The organism is Thauera sp. WH-1 (assembly GCF_047806685.1).
In the GTDB taxonomy this organism is placed as follows: Bacteria; Pseudomonadota; Gammaproteobacteria; order Burkholderiales; family Rhodocyclaceae; genus Thauera.
Genome location: NZ_JBLQGP010000063.1, coordinates 1 through 1,225, shown reverse-complemented (window position 1 = coordinate 1,225; position 1,225 = coordinate 1). Strand labels below are relative to the sequence as shown.

Genomic DNA, 1,225 nt, shown 5'->3' with positions numbered 1-1,225 from the left:
GCGCTCGCGACATCCTGCAGAAGGTCATCCGCGCAAACAGCCGCTTAAGTTCCAAACAAAATGCAGCACTACACTAGCAACGGGATGCGTCACGACTTCCGGGAGATCCTGGTTATCGCCGTGTGCGCCATGCTCTCGGACGCCGACAGCTTCGAGGACATCGCGCTGTGGGGCCGGCTCAAGGCTGACTGGCTGCGCCGGTTTCTGGAGCTGAAGAACGGCATCCCTTCGCAGGACACGTTCCTGCGCGTGTTCCGCGTGCTCGACCCGAAGCAGTTCGAATCGGTGTTCCGACGTTGGGTGGGCGGGATCGTTGGCGCACTCGATGGCGTAGTAGCCGTCGACGGCAAGACGCTGCGCCGTTCGGCCGATGGCGATGCGCCGCCGGTGCACATGGTCAGCGCGTTCTCGACCGAACTCGGTCTGGTGCTGGGTCAGGAGAAGGTAGCAGGCAAGAGCAACGAGATCACCGCCATCCCGGAGTTGCTGGAAGCCTTGCACATCAAGGGTTTGCTCGTGAGCATCGATGCCATGGGGTGTCAGCGCGAGATCGCTGCCAAGATCGTCGAGAAGGGAGGCGACTACCTGCTCGCGGTCAAGGGCAACCAGCCCACGCTGCATCAGCAGGTGCGTGATCTGATCACCGACGCGCAGCTCGCCAACGACGGCTTCAAACACGTGGACAAGTCCCATGGCAGGACGGTGATGCAGCTCAGTTGGGTTGCCGCCAGCGGCAAGGAGATCGACGCCGAACTGTGGCCGGGCTGCAAGACGGTCGGCTGCGTCGTCTCGCAGCGGGTGGTCGGCGAGAAGGTCGCCGAGCTCGAGGAGCGCTACTACATCTGCTCGCGCAGACTGAGCGCCGAAGAACTGGCAAAGACCGTGCGCGCGCACTGGGCCATCGAGAACCGCCTGCACTGGATGCTCGATGTCTGCTTCGGCGAGGACGACTGCATGATCCGCAAGGACAACGCGCCACAGAACCTCTCGCTGCTCAAGAAGATCGTGCTGAACCTGATTCGTGCGGATAAGACCGACACCGCCAAGACGAGCCTGCGGCTCAAGCGCAAGCGGGCGGCCTGGGATGACGATATCCGTATGGAAATGCTGGGGATTCATCCGCTATGACTTTCGAGTGCGATGGCCCTGGTCTTGTCCTTGGGCGTTTCACGGTCGATCTTTTTCAGGAACTTCAACCATTCGGCGTGGGTGTGCCGCTGCTGAC

The 1,225-nt window shown here is 61.9% G+C and carries 1 protein-coding gene; it reads left to right on the top strand.

The window, feature by feature from the left end; all coding sequences use genetic code 11:
• Positions 1 to 60 precede the first annotated feature (60 nt).
• Positions 61 to 1,128, top strand: a complete 1,068-nt coding sequence (locus ACMV5O_RS21275) for an ISAs1 family transposase (protein WP_416165308.1) — start codon at positions 61 to 63, stop codon at positions 1,126 to 1,128.
• The last annotated feature ends 97 nt before the right edge of the window (positions 1,129 to 1,225 follow it).

Coding starts and splice junctions, on each gene's coding strand:
- ACMV5O_RS21275 (WP_416165308.1), top strand. CDS start 61: ATGCAGCACTACACTAGCAACGGGATGCGTCACGACTTCCGGGAGATC.